The sequence below is a fragment of the Achromobacter sp. GQ309 genome, assembly GCF_059759315.1.
The window spans coordinates 84,820-101,862 of record NZ_JCAXDP010000012.1; the positions used below are offsets into that span (position 1 = coordinate 84,820).

A 17,043-nucleotide genomic window follows, 5' to 3' on the forward strand; every position below is an offset into this window, starting at 1 on the left:
CGGTTGGCGCCGCCGCCTGGTGTCCTTCAATGCAACTGATCCGACCCCTTCGGCTGCAATCCCGCCAAGGCATTCCAGTCGGGATCCTTGAACATGCGCAGTTCAACCGGATAGACCGGATGCCCCGCAAGGCATGCGTTGAACGCATCCAGGAACGCTTCGACATTCGGTGTGTAGTACCGCCACTCCTTCTGATGATTGCCCGTCAGGCAAGCCACCTGCACACCGGCGTCCGAATTCTCGAAGCCCTGTTCGACGGCTTCTTCAAACGCATTGGTGCGCTGCTTGTCTTCGTCGTTCGGCATGCCCGTCTCGATGCCCTCATACGCCCAGGTGATGATGATCAGGTTTTCATTGACCTGACGATCGGACTCGGACGGCAGACCGGTGCGAAAGCGAACGACGACCGGCAGACCGTTGATCTGGGCTTCGCCCACTGCCCACATGTCTCCTGGAAATAGGCTGCTCATTGCGTGTAACTCCTGCTGATTCAAATGCCGAACAAGCCGGGAGTCTATCGCAACGCATCGCGCGGTCAGGTGGCGTGCGGGAACAATGCGTTCGTCTTGATCTGCGTGGAACCGCCATGCCATGTGGCGCAGATACAATCGCCCGGTCGTTTGCACCCCAGCGACAGCCGTTGTTCACAGGGAGGCAGTAGATGTACACGTATTTGAAGCTCGCCGCCGCCGCGGTGCTGGTGGGATCCGCCTTTTCGGCCTTCGCCGAGCCAGGCCACCAGGCCGAACGCCTCTATGACCGCGCCGTCCAGCAAGACGCCGGGGCGCTGAAGGCGCTTCAGGACCTCGCCAAGGACAACGATCCCGAAGCGCTCATGGCGCTGGGTTTCATGTATGAGCACGGCGTGGGCGTCAGCCGCGACGTCAAATTGGCCATCGCCAACTACGCGCTGGCGTGCCATCAGGGCGGTCAATTCGGGTGTGCCAACGCCGCCTACTTCTTCGAGTACGGCATCGGTGTCGACAAAGACGCCAGCATCGCTGAGCGCTACATCGGGCTCATCGCCAAGGACGACATCGACAACATCGACGACATGAAAGAGCTGGAGCGCCAGCGCCACATCGTTTACGAGGGCAAGGCCGCAGCCGAGACGGACGTCGAAATGCGGCTGCCGGTCATCGAATACCTTGCACGTCACGTCGGGTCGGCCTCCTCCGATGCTCGCGCGATGATGGCGCGGATCGGCTTCACCAAGCTGGACACCCTGCGGTTGGCGCGCGTCTGGGCAGAGCGGGACAAAGAACCCGAGATGCTGTTCCGTGTTGGCAGCTTCTACAACTTTGGCTACTCGCACGTCGAGAAGAAGGACGCCGAGGCCTTCAAGTGGTGGCAACGCGCGGCAGAAGCCGGCGAGCCGCAGTCGCAGAACCTGCTGGGCCTTGCCTACTTGCAAGGCAAGTGGGGCGTGGATCAGGACCCGCCCGTCGCCGTATCATGGTTCGAGCGCGCGGCCGCGCAAAGCGACCGGGATGCGTTGGTCAATCTGGGCGAAATCTACTACCTCGGCGAGATCGTTCCGGTCGATTACGCCCGGGCGCGTTCCCTGTTTGAAGAGGCGATTGAGCAGGGCTCCGCCCGTGCTTCAAGATTCCTGAGCTGGATCTACTACAACGGCCAGTCGGTAAAGACCGATTGCCAAAAGGCCCTGCAATACCGCCAGGAGCGGCGCAACCATCAGCCGGATCCGCAGGACGATGCCAAGTTCCTGGGCCAATGCAAAAGCGATCTGGACCAGCGCAAACAGGCGGGCAAAGCGGCGCCCACGCTGCGCCTGCAGCACAAGTCGACGTACCACGGCGGCAACGGCGGCGCCTTGGCCTGCGAACCGCATTTTGTCGTCACCACCGACAAGCTGGGTGAAATCGCCAACCTGCGGGTGACGGTCGAATTGAAGAATGACCAGGGCGCGACGACGCAGCGCACCCTGGCGTTCAGTCCGTTTGGCATGAACACGATGAACGAAGGCCTGGATGGCCGGGCATGGGATTCGTTCAGTTCAAGCACCTTGTTGCCGATGAAGACCCAGGAATTCTGCGATTTTCAGGCCGACTACCGGATCACGGAAGCGACCGCGCTCGTGAATGGCCGGCAAGCGGATCTGGTCGCGGAAGGGATGTTCAAGAAGTAGAGCGGGCAGTCGTCCGCCGCCTTCACCAGCGCATCCGAAAGCCCATGGTCCCCGACAACGAGCGATTGCCGCCTGAGTGCGCCAAGCTGGTGTTCAGCAACCCCTCGGCATAGATCGAATACTTGTCCTTGCCCCAGTTGTAGGACGCGCCGGCGCCGATGCCGCCCCAAAGGCGATCCGGCCGCGACTTGAATGCCGTCCCGCCCACATCCACCTGGCTGCCATTCAGAAACTCGTAGTACAGGTTGGCGACACCATAGACATGCGAGCGGTCCATCCCATCCTTGCCGCCGCGCGTCTCACGGTCCAACGTCACGCCCAGCCGGCTTTGCAGGCTGCCGCCCCGGCTTGAGCGCACCGTCGCGCCGAACGCATCGTCGAAGCGATCAAAGTGCACGCCCGAATAGGTCAACTGCGCCTGCGGCGTCAGCGACCATACGCCGTTCAGCGCGATGCGCTTGCCGCTTTCGACGGACAGGGCGTAACCGGCGCCATCGTTGTCTTTGACCAGGCGGCGGCCAGCCAGTCGCGAACTCAGGTCCGAGTTGAACCACATGACCTGCGCCAAGCCATCCACGTAGAGGCCGTCGTTGCCGTACCACGTCAACGTGCCGCCCAGGCCGTAGCCGTCGGTGGCGATGTCGCCATTGCCATATACGGAGCGCGTCGACGTGTTGCCGTGTACGTATTGGAAGTATCCGCCGCCCACCAGCGCGCCATTCTCGCGGCGGGACAACAGAACGTCCGAGCCCGCCTGCACCTTCGAGTAGTTCAGCGTGAAGTCGGTGCCGCTGGTCGACGTGCTGGGCTCGACCCGGCGGTTGCCGCCTTCGATACGTGCCCACGCGCCGGTGCCGTCGAGGTGAGCGCCGGCGTCCTGCGTGCCACCCGCGCGGGCATCGCTGCCTGCTCCTTGCTCGCCACCCGCGCCCGACCAATAGCGGTTCCCGACACGGCGCTGCAGCGTTGACACTCCGTTCAACGCCAGCAACGCCTGTGGGTAGGCCTCGTAGGCCGATACGCCGGCCTGATACAGCGGTTGCGGCGCGGGGTTCACGCCCGGCGCGGACGGTGCGTCGTCCGTCCGTTCAGACCTCAGATACCAGTTGCCCAGTTCCGTGCCGGACGCGTTGCCCTGGTAAAGCTGATAGGCGTACGAGCCCGCCACGACTGCGGGCTTGCCATTCACTTGATAATCGCCGGCCAGCGAGAAGGCGCCGTTCGAGGCGCCGCCCACCGACACCAGCATGATGCCTTCCGTGGTTGCGGCCCCCGCGCCGCCCGCGTTGGTTACCTTCAACACCGAGGTGCCGGCCGTATCGCCGCTGACCACCACCTTGTCGGTGATCGACGCGTCGTTGCCCAGTACGGTGTTCAAGGCGATGACGCCGGCGCTGCCCACGTAGCTGCCGCCGATGGTCAGCACGTTGCCGGGCGCGGCCCCGCCCAGCGTGATGGTTCCCGCGTTGGTGACGGTGCCGCTGATGGTGGAGGTGCCGCCGCTGATGGCCGGTCCGAACAGGGCCGTGCCCGCAGCCAGGGACAAATTGCCGTTCAGGACGAAACCGCTCTGCTGAACCGTCAGCGACGATCCGCCACGCAGGAACACACCGGTCGTCGTGTCGGCGGGTGTGCCCACTGCCAATCCGGCATCCGTCAAGGTTAGACCACTGCTGGCCAAGTTGAAGACGCTCCAATTGCGGATGTCGCTGCCGGCGCGCGTCGCGTCCACGGCATCGGACACGTTGAGGGTGTCAACGCCGCCACTGCCGCCGTCCAGCGCGGTGATGCCGGAGAACCCGCCGTACAGGTCCACCGTATCGTTGCCCGCGCCGAGGTTGATGGCGCCGTTGACGACGGCGCCGTTTCGGACGATGACATGGCTGTTCCCGCCATTGTTCGAAATGGCAACGCCGGAGGTTGATTCGACGCGGCCAGCCGGCCTGACGTCGACGGTGCTCATGCCGCCGGCATTCGAGGCTGTAGAGATCGCGGCGCCGGAACCTCCCGCCACGTGTCCCAGCACGACGACGTTGGTGCTATTGGCGGTCGGCGAGGCGCCAGCGCCATTCACGGCATACACGCCACTGCGTCCGCCCTGGGCGTTATTGACGGTGATGTCCAGCGCCGACCCAAGGCCGCGGGTTTCGGCATACACGCCATCCATGCCGGCGCCCGTCGAGGTGTCCGTGCTTGTGATGCTGACATCGCCCGTGTCAGTCGTCACCAGGTAAATGCCATACAGTCCGCCGTTCGTGGCCCTTCCGGTAACGGCAACATCTCCGGCCCCCGCATTCGCGACCGAGATCCCCGACGACGTCGTGCCAGTGGCGGTACCGGTCGACCTGACCGAAATGGCGCCGCCGTTGCCGGAGACCGCAATGCCGAATTCACCGCGTGTATCCATGGCGTCGATAGTCGTGTCCACCCCGGAATAGGTGAACGCGGCGATGCCGCTGAAGCCGCCGGTCGCCGTGCCCGTGGAGTCGATCTGCACCGCGCCGGATCCGCTATGGTCGACCAGAATTCCCATGTTGCTGGCGCCATTGCTGTTCACCGCGCGGACCGTGGTGCTGGTGCCGGTCGCGTTCGTGACGGCAATACCGTCGCTGGCGCCATTCGCCGTGCCGGTCGAGCTGACCTGGACGGCGCCGGTGCCGGCGTTGTTGTTGACGATGATGGCCGCGCCACTCAGGCCTGCCGTGTCCGCCGCGGTGACGGTCGTATCGGTGCCGCCTGCGATCTGCACGCCGATGCCGTCGATGGACCCGGTGGCCGTGCCAGTGGACGTGACGCGGACAGCGCCCGTACCGCTGTTCGACACATAGATGCCGTTGCCGTTGCCACCGTAGGTGTCGCTTGCGGTAAGCGTGATAGCACCGCTTTGCCCGTAAAGCGCGATGCCATGGCCGTTCGTCGCGGTGGCCGAGCCTGACGAGGTCACGGTCAGCGCGCCGGTTCCGGACATGGCGACGATGCCATTCTCATAGCCCTGCGTGTAATTCGCCTCGATCGTCAGATCGGTGCCGCCGACCATGTTGGCGTAGATGCCTGCCTTGCTCACGCCCGTGGCCGTCCCCGTCGAGACAATCCGAACCGACCCGCTCCCGTAGCCGTTGGCGCCGATGCCGTTTTCCCCGCCCTGGGTGTCATTGGCGATGATCAGCATGTTTGCACCATAGCTGTCGCCTCGGATTCCTTCGCCGGACGGGCCCGTCGCAGTGACGGCGCCGGTGGAGGTGATGTTGAGGTCGCCGCTGACGTCGTTCAAGCCATAGATGCCGAAACTGCCTGCCGTGCTGATATTCGACTGATGGTCGTCGACGAACGACACCCCGCCTATACCCTGAAGATCGATCCCGTTATCTGCCACGGATACGGACAGGCCGAATCCGGGTTGGGTGGTGACAGAGATGGGAGCCCCCGCATTGATGGCCTGCGGGACGTCCGTAACGGCAGCCGGGCCAGCGCAAACGGAGGTGGGGCTTACGGTGCAGTCCCCGGCGAGGGCGGTTTGCCCGATATAGGCGCTGGACGCGAGGTTCAACAGGGGAGCGACCACAAAGCCGGCCAACCGGAAAGGGGCATTTTGATTCGCAAGAACCTTCGACGGAAATCCCGGCATGCCGAACCTCTCCAACAGTCGTTGCGCAGCGGTGCACCGCTACGATCTCTTGATGGAACTACGGCAATTCGTCGACGAACTTAATGGGACGGATAACTGGTACGGTCCTGTCGCCCCGGCGGGCACGCCCAAACCGGTGCTGGAAAGGTTGAATGCGGCCTTTTTCGCGGCCTAACGCAAACGCCAGCCCGTTGAAAACTCGCAGCAGCTTTCCGCCAATTCCGCCACGCTCTCGCAAAACGCCACATCCGCATCCCGGCGGAACATCGCGCTGTACACCGACTGTGGCGGCGCGACGGTGGTGCGCGCGATGACGAGTTGCCGCGTGCTGACCATGTCTGCGAAGTAGTCGCGGGGCAGGCAGCTCACGCCAAAGCCCGCGGCGGTCAATCCGGCCATCGCGATGAGACTGTTGATGGTGAAGATGTTGCTCGCCGCCGTATGCGGACGCAGCCAACCGTCGTAGATCATGTTCAACCCGGACTCGCGGCTCTGCCGCAGCAGCGGCAGCTTGGCAATGTCGGCCGGGGTGTAGATGTGGCTGGCGTCGATCAGGTCCGGACTGCCCATCCAGGCAAACTCCAGGCGCTGCAGCGCGACGACCTGCAGATTCGGTTCGGCAAACTCGCCGTGCAGAAATGCCATGTCCAATTGCCCGGCCTGCAGACGCTTGAGCAGGTCCGCGCCCAGATCGATGTGGGGTTCCAGCGTAATGCGCGGATAGTGGGCGCGCAGCAGGCGGATCAGGGCGGGCAGCCAGGTCATCGCGGTGATCTCGGTGATGCCGAAGCGGAACGTGCCCGTCAACGTGTGCTGTCCCTTCAAGCGAGCCAGCAGCCGGTCGCGGTGGCCCAGCATCTGCTCGGCCAAGGCGTAGATCTCATGCCCCCGGGCCGTCAGTTCGGCCCGGTGGCCCGACCGGTCAAAGAGGGCGATGTCAAAGTCGGCTTCCAGTTCCTGGATACGCTTGGTGATGGCCGATTGCGTCGTATGCAGCTTCTGCGCCGACGCAGAAAATGTCCCCAGCCGGACGGTCCAATAAAGGGCTTCGATCTGTTTGAAAGTCAGCATGCGCGTGCCCGGCAGATCTTGAGGTTCATTCCGAAAGTTCCGATAAGGGGTAACCCCTATATTCTGAAAAGTGATGAAGTTCGCTGAAATTTAATCCCTTTTTTGGAATCGCAAAAGCTCGCACCATTCGGTCTGACTCATTACCGGCCGCCCCGCCTCGCAAGCGACAGCGCGAAAAACGGAGCGTCCTTCGACTCAGGACAAGCAGACCGACATGGCTTCCATTTCCACCGGCGCGCGCCAATTGCCCGCCTCTCCCGTTGCGCCCGCTGCCGTACTGCAAGCGCTGGCAGGCATCGTCACCCCGCACCTTAGCGACAACCTCGCGCGCCGTGAGGGCATCACCGGACTGCGCCGTTACAACGGAAGCGGCAAGCTGGTCGGCACCGCGCTGACGGTCAAGACCCGGCCCGGCGACAACCTGATGATCTACAAGGCAATGATGCAGATCCAGCCGGGTCACGTGCTGGTTGTCGACGCCGGCGGCGATCTATCCAATGCCGTGCTTGGCGAAATCATGAAGCGCTATCTTCAGATCCACGGCTGCGCGGGCGTTGTCGTGGACGGCGCCATTCGCGACGTTGCGGCCTTTGAAGCCGACAGTTTCCCCTGCTATGCGCGCGGCCATATCCACCGCGGGCCCTACAAGGACGGCCCCGGCGAGGTCAACGTGCCGGTGTCGATCGGCGGGCAGGTCATCAACCCGGGCGACATCCTGGTGGGCGACGAGGACGGGCTGGTCAGCTTCGCGGCGTCGGACGCCGAGGCGCTGATCGCCGCCGCGCGTGCGCATGCCGACAAGGAAGCGCGCATCATGGCTGAAATTGCCACGGGCGAGAAAAGCCAGAGCTGGATGCAGGCCGCGTTTGCCGCGAAGGGGCTCGCATGAACGCCGTCACCGCAGATTTCCTGGCCGAACGCACCCGCGCCATCAAACCTTCGCCCAGCATGATGGCCAAGAGCCGGGTCGACCAATTGCGCGCCCAGGGCCGCGACATCGTGGACTTCACCGTCGGCGAACCGGACCTGCCCACGCCGGGGCATATCGTCCAGGCAGGCATCGACACGCTCAACAGCGGCGACATCCGCTACACGTCGTCCGTCGGCGCCAAACCGCTGCTGGAAGCGGTGCGCGCCAAATTCAAGCATGAGAACGGGCTGGAATATGGCACGGACGAACTCATCGTCGGCGTGGGCGCCAAGCAGCTGATCTTCACCGCGCTGGCCGCCACTGTGCAGGCAGGGGACGAAGTCATCATCCCGGCGCCGTACTGGGTCTCGTATCCCGACATGGTGCTGGTCAATGACGGCACGCCGGTCGTGGTGGTCTGCCCCGAATCGGACGGCTTCAAGCTGACCCCGGAAGCACTGGAACGCGCCATCACGCCGCGCACGAAGTGGGTTCTGCTGAATACGCCCAGCAATCCAACCGGCGCGATGTACGGCGCGGACGAGTTGCGTGCGTTGGCAGCAGTGCTGGCACGCTATCCGCACGTTTGGCTGCTGACCGACGAGATCTACGAGCATCTGGCCTATGGCGAAGCGCGGCATCAGTCCCCGGCTGCGGTGGCGCCCGAACTGGCCGCGCGCACGCTGACCATCAACGGCGTGTCGAAGGCCTACGCGATGACGGGCTGGCGCCTTGGATATGCCGGCGGCCCGAAGGCGCTGATCAAGGCCATGGCCACGTTGATCTCGCAAAGCACCAGCTGCGTCAGCGCGATCAGCCAGTCGGCCGCGCGCGTCGCGCTGACGGCCGACCAGCAGTGCGTGCGTGACGCCAATGCGTTGTTCCATGACCGCCGCGATCGCATCGTGGCGTTGCTGAACGAGGTGCCCGGCATTCGTTGCCCGGTGCCGGAAGGCGCGTTCTACGTGTATCCGTCGGTCGAAGGCCTGCTGGGCAGAACCACGCCGGCCGGCCACAAGCTGGGCAGCGACCTCGACGTCGTGATGTATCTGCTGGACGAGGCGGGCGTGGCTTGTCTGGACGGCGCGGCTTATGGGCTGTCGCCGTATCTGCGGCTGAGCTTCGCGACCTCGATGGAAAACATCGAAGAGGGCTGCCGCCGCATTCGCGATGCATGCGCGCGCCTGGGCTGAAGCCGTTTTTTGCAGCACCCATACCTACATACCAAGGGAATTCCATGAAGACGTTCATCTCCTCCTTCGCCGCCATCGTTGGCCTTGCCGCAACGCTGGCCCCCGCCGCCAATGCCGACACGCTGCAGGACATCAAGGCGCGCGGCAAGTTCATCTGCGGCACGATGGGCACGGCCGAGCCGTTCAGCTTCCAGGATCCGAAGACGCGCGGCATCGTCGGCTATGAAGTCGACGTGTGCCAAGCGTTGGCCGACAGCCTGGGTGTGCCGCTCGAACTCAAGCTGATTGCCGTCGAGGCGCGCATTCCTGAACTGATCGCCGGCCGCGTCGACGTGGTGGCCGCCAATCTGGGCTGGACGCCCGAGCGCGCCAAGCAGATCGATTATTCGCACCAGCATTTCGTCAGCCCGCAAAAAATCCTGTCGCGCGAATCGGACAAGGATCTGAAGGCGCCCGCCGATCTCGCCGGCAAGCGGGTCAGCGCCGTGCGCGGTTCGTCGTCGGAGCAGGGCGCGCGCAAGAACATCCCGAATGTCGATCCGGTCACGTTCAAGGATCCCAGCGGCGCATTCCTGGCGTTGCAGCAGGGCAAGGTCAGCGGCTTCGTCGGTTCGGAACTGATGCTGGTCAAGCTGCAGCACCAGGCCGCCTCGAGCGCCGTGCCGGTCAAGATCCTGGAGCCCGCGCTGTTCATCGAACCGTGGGGCGTCGGCGTGCGCAAGGGCGACACGGCAATGCTGAATCAGGTGAACAAGGTGCTGGACGGCATGGAAGCGTCCGGACAGGCTGCCAAGACCTTTGACAAGTGGTTTGGCGCCGGCACCCAGTTCAACATCAAGCGCGACTTCCGCATCGAAGAAATCAAGGGTTGATGCGCCGCGCGCGCTGGAGCCTGGTTCGATGCATTACATCTTCGACTTCAGCGCCATTTTTCAGGGCGAGTATCCGGACTGGCTGCTCAGGGGGTTGATCACCACCCTGGCGCTGGCCGGGCTTTCCTGGATTCTGGCGTTCTTCGTGGGCAGCCTGCTGGCGGTGATCCGCCTGACGGGCTCGCCTGTCGCCAATGGGTTGGTCGCGACGTATGTCGCGTTCCACCGCAACGTGCCCATGTTGGTGCACATCATGTTCTGGTACTTCGGCGTACCCGCGCTGCTGCCGTTCTCCGTCACCGACTGGCTCAACAGCCACGGCAGTGAATTCATCCTTTCCTGCATCGCAATCGGGCTGGTGATGTCGGCCTATGTCTGCGAAGACCTGCGCAGTGCGGTGCGCGGCATTCCTGCCGGCCAGGTCGAGGCTGCCCGCGCGTTGGGCCTGAGCTTTCTGAAGACCATGCGCAAGGTGGTGCTTCCCCAGGCCTTTCGCATTGCGATCCCGCCGTTGCTCAACCAGACCCTGTTGCTACTCAAGAACACGAGTCTGGCGATGGCCATCGGCGTGACCGAGCTGACTGCGGCCGCTCGCGAAATCGAGAACAACACGTTTCGAACGTTTGAGGCCTATGCCGTGGTGACGGTGATCTATCTCGTGCTCTCGTTCCTGATCATGGGCGGCGGCGCGATGCTGCAGCGACGCTATCGTCCGCTGGGAGTGCGCTGACCATGTGGGACATCCTTAAAGACAATTGGCTGCTGCTTCTGATCGGCCAGTATCCGCATGGTCCGATCGGCGGCCTGGCCGCGACCTTGGGTCTGGCTGCCATCAGCCTCGCCCTGGCGCTGCCGTGCGGCGTGCTGCTGGCGCTGGGCCGCATCAGCCCCTACCGGATCTTCTATTGGCCTTCGTCGGCCGTGGTCTACCTGGTGCGCGGCCTGCCGCTGCTGATGTTCATCTTCTGGGCCTACTTCTTCGTGCCGATCATCATCGGCCGTCCTGTCGCGGGCACGACCACGATGGTGGTGGCGCTGGTTTGCTACGAAAGCGCGTATCTGGCCGAGATCATCCGCGCCGGCATCCAGGCGCTGCCGCCCGGCCAGCAGGAAGCCAGCCGCGCGCTGGGCCTGTCGTACATGCAGACCATGCGGCGCGTCATCCTGCCGCAGGCGCTCTACAACATGCTGCCCAGCATGCTGAGCCAGTTCGTGTCCACGGTGAAGGAAACCTCGCTGGCTTATGTCATCAGTGTCCAGGAGCTGACGTACGCCGCCAACCAGATCAACAGCGTATTGCTGACCAAGCCGTTCGAAGTCTTTGGGCTGCTTGCGCTGACTTATTTCGTCCTGAATTTTGGCCTGAGTTCCCTGGTGCACCTGACCGAACGCCGCATTGGCCGACGGCGCGCCGGACTTGCGCCTGCCCAGAAAGTGGTGCCCACATGATCCGATTTTCCGAAGTGCAGAAGTGGTATGGCGAGTATCAGGCGCTGGCCGATGTGACGGCGCAGGTCGACCGGGGCGAGGTGGTCGTGGTGTGCGGGCCCTCCGGCTCGGGCAAGTCCACGCTGATCCGCACCGTCAACCGGCTGGAGCCCATCCAGAAGGGCGTCATTGAAGTCGACGGCAAGGACATCTACGGCAAGGACGTGCACCTGGACGCACTGCGCAGCCACATCGGCTTTGTGTTCCAGCAGTTCAATCTCTTTCCGCATCTGTCTGTGATGGAAAACCTGATGCTGGCGCCGCTGCAATTGAAGCGCGCCCGCCGCCCCGAAGCGCGCGAGCGTGCCATGCAACTCTTGGAAAGAGTGGGGCTGGCCCACAAGGCAGAGGCCTATCCCTCGCAATTGTCCGGCGGTCAGCAGCAGCGCGTGGCGATCGCCCGCGCGCTGGCCATGAATCCGCCGGTCATGCTGTTCGACGAGCCGACCAGCGCGCTGGACCCGGAAATGGTCGGCGAAGTCCTGCAGGTGATGAAGGGCTTGGCGAAGGATGGGATGACCATGGTGTGCGTGACGCACGAGATGGGCTTTGCCCGTGAAGTGGCGGATCGCGTCTGGTTCATGGACGCCGGTCGGATTGTGGAAACCGGAACGCCGGATGCGTTCTTCAATCGGCCGCACACTGCCCGCGCGCAGAAGTTTCTGGCGGAGATCCGGCATTGAAACCGGGGCTGCCGTGCGGCAGCCCTGCTATCGCGCGACCGTCAGCCGCAAGGCGCCTGCCATCCGGCCATGGCGTCTTCCGTCACTGTAAAAACGATGATGCTGTTTTTATTTCGCAGCAGTATATTCATCCGCAGAATCAGCATCTTTGGGATGATTGAGACGGTCGCAGGCGTCGGGTAGATTTCGCATCAAGCATGGTGCGATGCGCCTGGCGCCCGACCAGAACAAGTCCCAAGTGACAAATCGCATTCCGGAACTTGCCGCGCTTTTGGCGCCGCGCAAGACGTATTTTCATTGACCGTTGTTCTATGCATCGGAGGCCGCAATGAATATCCGCGATACGTCTCATCCAGCCAGGCTTTCCCCGTTCGGATTGAAGGACGAGCTTTTCAAGCTGGCCGGCCGCATCACCAACAGGCTGATGCTGGACGCCGGCAGGGCCGCCAGGACACGCTAGCACCCCCGAACTGCATGACACGGCGCTTTCCATCTTTGGATCGGCAAGGAGAAAGTCATGGACTGGTTTGTTGCTACGTTGAAGGCCTACCCTGAAATCGCCATCTTTCTCGCGCTCGGTATCGGTTACTGGGTAGGCGGAAAGAGCTTCAAGGGCTTCAGCCTGGGTGCGGTGACCTCGACCTTGCTGGTCGCGATCGTCATCGGCATTCTCGGCGTCAAGATATCGCCCAATGTGAAGTCGGTTTTCTTCCTGATGTTCCTGTTTGCCGTGGGCTACGGCGTGGGCCCGCAGTTCGTGCGCGGTATTGCAAAGGATGGGCTGCCGCAGGCGATCTTCGCGGTGATCATGGCGCTGCTGTCGTTGGGCGCTGCGGTCGTCGCGGCGATGCTCGCCGGCTACGACCTGGGTTCCGCGGCCGGGCTGTTCGCGGGCTCGCAGACCATTTCCGCCTCCATGGGTCTGGCGACCGATGCGATCAACCGGCTGGGCCGCACGCCGGAGGAAACGCAGGCGTTGCTGGACGCCATGCCGATCGCGTACGCGGTCACGTACATCTTCGGCACCGTAGGGTCGGCGATCATCCTGGCGCAGATCGGCCCGAAATTGCTTGGCATCGATCTGGTGGCGGCATGCAGGGCCTATGAGCAGAAGCTGGGCGCGGGCCAAGGCGCGGCGGATGCTACCCACTGGTACGAGTTCGAGGTCCGCGCCTACGCCATCGCCGAGAACAGCCCCTTCATCGGCAAGACGGTGGGAGAAGTGGAGGCGGGCACGCAGGCCGGCTTCCGGGCCTTTGTCGAGCGGATACGGCGGGGCGGCAAGATCATCGAGGTGGACCACGCGACCGTCATCGAAGCCGGCGATATCGTCGCGGTAGGCGGCAAGCGCGACCAGATGATCGCCAGGCTGGGCCCGAGCGGCCGGGAGGTCGAAGACGCCGAACTGCTCGACATCAAGACCGAGGGTGTCGATATCTACGTCTCGAACAAAAATGTCGACGGCAAGCGGCTGGAGGAACTGGCGCACTGGCCCGGCGCGCGCGGCGTGTTTCTGAAGAAGATCCGTCGCGGGCCGACCGAGACGGTGATCCCCATCCTGCCGAAGACGGAACTGTTCCGCGGCGACGTGATCACCGTGGTCGGGCGGACCCAGGACATCAATGCCGCGGCCAAGAATCTGGGCTACGTCGACCGGCCCACGACGGTGACGGACGTCGCGTTCGTGTCGTTGGCGATCACCATCGGCGCGCTGGTCGGCGCGATCGTGATCAACGTCAGCGGTATCCCGCTCACGATTTCGACCGCGGGTGGCGCATTGATTGCCGGCATCGTGTTCGGCTGGTTCCGCGCCATCCATCCCACTTTTGGCCGGATACCGGAACCTACGCTGTGGTTCATGAACTCCGTGGGTTTGAACGTATTCATTGCGGTGGTCGGGATTTCTGCGGGGCCGGGCTTCGTCGCCGGTTTGCAGAAGCTGGGCATCAGCCTGTTCCTGTGGGGCATCTTCGCGACTGCCGTCCCCTTGGTGCTGGGCATGTTCATTGCCAAGTTCATCTTCCGCTTCGATCCGGCCCTGATCCTCGGGATCTGCGCGGGCGCCCGCACCACCACCGCTGCGCTCGGCATGGTATGCGAAGCGGCCAAGAGCCAGGTGCCGGGACTGGGGTACACGGTGACCTATGCCGTCGGCAACACCTTGCTGACGATATGGGGGATGGTGGTGATCATGATTCTTTCGTAGAGACATTGCGAGCCCCGCCCGCGTGGCCAGTGGGCTTGCGCAAACCATTTGGGGACTGCCATGTCGACCGAAACACACGAAGGGCATCAACTCGACCATTTGTTCTCCATCTCTGCCGCGCGGCTGGACCGATGGCGCGACTTGAACGCCAAGGCGCAGACCTGGGCCGCCGAAGTGCGCAGCGGCAAGGGCTCGGGCGGATCCGGCCCCGTGCAGGAAGCCTTGCGCGACCTGCGGCCCATGGAGAGTTATTTTGCGTATCCCGGCCTGCAGTTGCTGCGCACGCTGGACGACCGGATCGACGATGGCGACGCGATGGGCGCCGCGCGGCTGGTGCTGCGCATGAGCAACGCATTGCTATCGGGTAGCTACCGTTATGACGAAGGCGAGTGGGAGGCGGCCGAGGAGTCGGCGGGGGAGGGGCCGGACCGCACGCCACCCGGGATGGCCGGAAGCCTTGCGCGGCGGCCCTACTTCGAGGCGCTTTTCGTCAGCCCCGCGCCGCCCGCGCGCGCCGCCGCCATATGTCGAGAAATACGCGAGCTGCGGCGTCACGACGATACCCTGATCTACGAGCCCGTGATGGTGGGCAGCGTCGAAGATGCGCTGCTGGCGACCATTCTCAACGGCAAGCTCGAGGCAGTGGTCATCTATGACGGCATACCCGTTCCGTCCAAGCACGATGCGTCGCTGCTGCGCGATTACCTGTCCGTCTACCAGCATCTGGACACCACGGTGGACTCGCCGAGAGAGATCGGCGTGAAGCTGGCCCGCCTGATTGCCAACATACGGCCCGAGCTGGACATCTATCTGCTCACCGACCGGAAGGTGGAGCAGCTTGCCGGAGACCCCAGCGCGTCGGCCATACGCCGCGTGTTCTATGAGGTCGAGGAACCCATGGAGGTGCACCTGAACATTCTTGAAGGGGTGCGAGACCGTCAATCCACACCGCACTTCGACAACCTCAAGCAATACGCCGCCAAGCCGATCAGCACCTTCCATGCGCTGCCCATCGCACGCGGCAAGTCGATCATCAAGTCGAACTGGATCCGCGACTTCGGCGAGTTCTATGGCCTGAATCTGTTCCTGGCGGAAACCTCCGCCACGACCGGCGGTCTGGACAGCATGCTGGAGCCGACCGGCAACATCAAGGTCGCTCAGGAGAAGTTCGCGCGTGCAGTCGGCGCTGACCACGTATTCTTCGTCACGAACGGCACATCGACGTCGAACAAGATGGTCTACCAGGCGGTGACCAAGCCCGGCGATATCGTCATCGTGGACCGCAATTGCCACAAATCGCACCACTACGGCATGGTGCTGTCTGGCGCGCAGCCGCTCTACGTGGAAGCCTTCCCGATGACGGAGTACTCAATGTACGGGGCCGTGCCCCTACGCACGGTCAAGCAGGCGCTGCTGGACCTGAAGGCGGCGGGGCGCCTGGACAAGGCCGCCATGGTCACGCTGACCAACTGCACCTTCGACGGCCACATCTACAACACCCGCCGCGTCATGGCCGAATGCCTGGCCATCAAGCCGGACCTGATCTTCCTATGGGATGAAGCGTGGTTTGGGTTTGCGCGCTGGTCACCGTTCCTGCGCATGCGCACCGCCATGGGCGCTGCAGCGGCCTTGCGCGAGTGGCGGGACGACCCCAAGGCGCAGGAAGCCTGGGAGGCCCAGTGCCGGGAACTGGGCGGAGACCTGGATCCCAAGGATCCGCGCCTGCTGGACCGGGAGCTGACCCCGAACCCGAAGACCATGCGGATACGGGTCTACGAGACGGATTCCGTGCACAAGTCCATGTCCAGCCTGCGGCAGGGGTCGATCGTGGCGGTGCGCGACGAAGACTACGAACATCATGTGTCGGCATTCCGCGAGGCGGTTTTCATTCACGCGTCCACGTCGCCCAATGCCCAGATCATTGCGTCGCTGGACGTCGCACGCCGGCAGATGGAGCTGGAAGGCTACGAGCTGGTCATGCGCGCCATCGAGGTCGCGTTGGCCATTCGGCGCGAGGTGTCCAATCACCCGCTGATTTCCAGATACTTCAGTGTCCTGGGCGCCGACAAAATGATCCCTGAGGAGTTTCGGGCATCGGGGTTCGCCGATTTTCTGGCGCCCGGCACGAACTGGCTGACCGCCGCCAAGGCGCTCAAGGACGATGAGTTCTGTCTGGATCCGACGCGACTGACGCTGGTGTGCGGCACGGCGGGGTATGACGGCACCGCGTTCAAGAACCTGCTGGCCTCGCGCTACAACATCCAGCTCAACAAGACCTCGCGAAATAGCGTGCTCTTGCAGAGCAATATCAACAATACGCGTAGCGACGTCGCGTCGCTTATCAAGGTGCTGCTCGAAATCTCGGAAGAGATCGAAACGCGGCTGAGGGAAACGGGCGAAGCCGGGCGGGCCGCCTTCGCGGAAAAGGTCCGGAGTCTGATGGAGGATGTGCCGGACTTGCCCAATTTCAGCCAATTCCACGATGGATACCGCGACGATCCCGGCAGCATCACGCCGGAGGGCAACGTCCGCGCTGCATTCTTTGCCGCCTACAACGAAGAGGACTGCGAGTACCTACCGTTGGCGAGCCCGGAACTGGACCAACGCCTGGAAGCCGGGCCGGCGCTGGTGTCCGCCAATTTCGTCATTCCGTACCCACCGGGGTTTCCCATCATGGTGCCGGGACAAATCATCGATGCCCACACCGTCGGGTTCATGCGCAAGCTCGATGTGAAGGAGATCCACGGCTACAACGCGTCGCGGGGCATAAAGCTGATCAAACCCTCCGTCATCGGGAAATGAGCGCCGCCGACCCGAGCAATGCGGACCTCTGTGGCGCGGCCGGA

At 63.5% G+C, this 17,043-nt stretch carries 14 protein-coding genes; 11 read left to right on the forward strand and 3 right to left on the reverse strand.

Going from position 1 to position 17,043, the window contains the following annotated elements; genetic code table 11:
- Positions 1-26 precede the first annotated feature (26 nt).
- The gene (locus AC6CIE_RS27285; protein ID WP_498094880.1) at positions 27-470 is read right to left on the reverse strand and encodes a DUF695 domain-containing protein; all 444 of its coding nucleotides are present in this window, start codon (positions 468-470) and stop codon (positions 27-29) included.
- A 191-nt stretch (positions 471-661) separates the two neighbouring features.
- Here AC6CIE_RS27285 and AC6CIE_RS27290 point away from each other — a divergent pair, with 191 nt between their 5' ends.
- Positions 662-2,149: an SEL1-like repeat protein gene (locus tag AC6CIE_RS27290; RefSeq protein ID WP_498094882.1), complete on the forward strand. Its 1,488-nt coding sequence runs from the start codon at positions 662-664 to the stop codon at positions 2,147-2,149.
- A 22-nt stretch (positions 2,150-2,171) separates the two neighbouring features.
- On the opposite strand, the gene AC6CIE_RS27295 is transcribed toward AC6CIE_RS27290, so the two are convergent.
- A complete protein-coding gene (locus AC6CIE_RS27295) occupies positions 2,172-5,483 on the reverse strand; it encodes an autotransporter family protein (protein WP_498094884.1) in 3,312 nt (1,103 codons plus the stop codon).
- A gap of 289 nt (positions 5,484-5,772) precedes the next feature.
- On the opposite strand from AC6CIE_RS27295, the gene AC6CIE_RS27300 reads away from it, so the two are divergent.
- On the forward strand, positions 5,773-5,949 hold the full coding sequence (locus AC6CIE_RS27300; protein WP_175139323.1) for a hypothetical protein: 177 nt from the start codon (positions 5,773-5,775) through the stop codon (positions 5,947-5,949).
- On the opposite strand, the gene AC6CIE_RS27305 is transcribed toward AC6CIE_RS27300, so the two are convergent.
- Entirely contained in the window at positions 5,946-6,845 is a 900-nt protein-coding gene (locus tag AC6CIE_RS27305; protein ID WP_175139322.1) for a LysR family transcriptional regulator, read from the reverse strand. The two genes, AC6CIE_RS27300 and AC6CIE_RS27305, sit on opposite strands and share 4 nt — an antisense overlap.
- A 214-nt stretch (positions 6,846-7,059) precedes the next feature.
- Between AC6CIE_RS27305 and AC6CIE_RS27310 the strand changes: the two genes are divergently transcribed.
- From AC6CIE_RS27310 to AC6CIE_RS27350, 9 genes are all read left to right on the forward strand, one after another.
- On the forward strand, positions 7,060-7,734 hold the full coding sequence (locus tag AC6CIE_RS27310; protein ID WP_175139321.1) for an RraA family protein: 675 nt from the start codon (positions 7,060-7,062) through the stop codon (positions 7,732-7,734).
- Positions 7,731-8,948, forward strand: a complete 1,218-nt coding sequence (locus AC6CIE_RS27315) for an aminotransferase class I/II-fold pyridoxal phosphate-dependent enzyme (protein ID WP_279974863.1) — start codon at positions 7,731-7,733, stop codon at positions 8,946-8,948. Before AC6CIE_RS27310 ends, AC6CIE_RS27315 begins: the two co-directional genes overlap by 4 nt.
- Positions 8,949-8,992: 44 nt before the next feature.
- Positions 8,993-9,820 carry an ABC transporter substrate-binding protein gene (locus AC6CIE_RS27320; protein ID WP_279974864.1) on the forward strand — a complete coding sequence of 276 codons (828 nt, stop codon included), beginning with the start codon at positions 8,993-8,995 and terminating at the stop codon, positions 9,818-9,820.
- Between the two features lie 28 nt (positions 9,821-9,848).
- Positions 9,849-10,550, forward strand: a complete 702-nt coding sequence (locus AC6CIE_RS27325) for an amino acid ABC transporter permease (RefSeq protein WP_498094887.1) — start codon at positions 9,849-9,851, stop codon at positions 10,548-10,550.
- A 2-nt stretch (positions 10,551-10,552) separates the two neighbouring features.
- The gene (locus tag AC6CIE_RS27330) at positions 10,553-11,269 is read left to right on the forward strand and encodes an amino acid ABC transporter permease (RefSeq protein WP_105239974.1); all 717 of its coding nucleotides are present in this window, start codon (positions 10,553-10,555) and stop codon (positions 11,267-11,269) included.
- Positions 11,266-11,991, forward strand: coding sequence for an amino acid ABC transporter ATP-binding protein (locus AC6CIE_RS27335; protein WP_175139317.1), 726 nt, complete (start codon positions 11,266-11,268; stop codon positions 11,989-11,991). The genes AC6CIE_RS27330 and AC6CIE_RS27335 overlap by 4 nt, the downstream gene beginning before the upstream one ends.
- A 328-nt stretch (positions 11,992-12,319) precedes the next feature.
- Positions 12,320-12,451, forward strand: a complete 132-nt coding sequence (locus AC6CIE_RS27340) for a hypothetical protein (RefSeq protein WP_498094925.1) — start codon at positions 12,320-12,322, stop codon at positions 12,449-12,451.
- Between the two features lie 57 nt (positions 12,452-12,508).
- Positions 12,509-14,197 (forward strand): aspartate-alanine antiporter, encoded by a 1,689-nt coding sequence (gene aspT, locus AC6CIE_RS27345; RefSeq protein ID WP_498094889.1) that lies wholly within the window; start codon positions 12,509-12,511, stop codon positions 14,195-14,197.
- 60 nt (positions 14,198-14,257) lie between these two features.
- A complete protein-coding gene (locus tag AC6CIE_RS27350; RefSeq protein WP_498094891.1) occupies positions 14,258-16,999 on the forward strand; it encodes a decarboxylase in 2,742 nt (913 codons plus the stop codon).
- Positions 17,000-17,043: the final 44 nt, after the last annotated feature.